Annotated in this window: 1 protein-coding gene; it reads left to right on the plus strand. The window is 71.2% G+C overall.

Annotated features, from left to right (window positions below; genetic code table 11):
* Positions 1-349: transporter associated domain-containing protein (locus tag B1964_RS01910; protein WP_290440674.1), on the plus strand; the 349-nt coding region annotated here is incomplete at its 5' end.
* Between the last annotated feature and the right edge of the window lie 106 nt (positions 350-455).

Raw genomic sequence — 455 nt, forward strand, 5'->3', positions numbered from 1 at the left:
CCCCGCCGACACCGGCCCCATCGCGGTGCTCGCCGACGGCTGGGCGATCCGCGGTGACGCACACCTCGACGAGGTGTCCCGCACGCTCGGATACGAACTCCCCGAAGGGGATTACGAAACGCTGAGCGGTCTGGTCATCGCCACCGCGGGGGAACTGCCCGAGGTCGGCGACAGCGTGGTGTTGCCGACCGAACCCGACCCGGCCGGCCTCGTCGACGACGAGCCGGCGCTCCCGCCGCGACTGATCGCCACTGTCGTCGAGATCGCCCACCGAGTACCCGCGATGGTGCATGTGACGCGCGAGACCGTCCCGGCCGCCGGCGAATCCCCGAAGGAGGACCCGCGATGAGCAACCCCTGGGTCGTCCTCGCCGTGACGGTCGCATTGATCGCGGCCAGTGCCTTCTTCGTCGCCGTGGAGTTCGCGCTGATCGCCGCGCGCAGGCACCGGCTCCC

The organism is Gordonia sp. i37, from assembly GCF_002043085.1.
GTDB classification, from domain to species: domain Bacteria; phylum Actinomycetota; class Actinomycetes; order Mycobacteriales; family Mycobacteriaceae; genus Gordonia; species Gordonia polyisoprenivorans.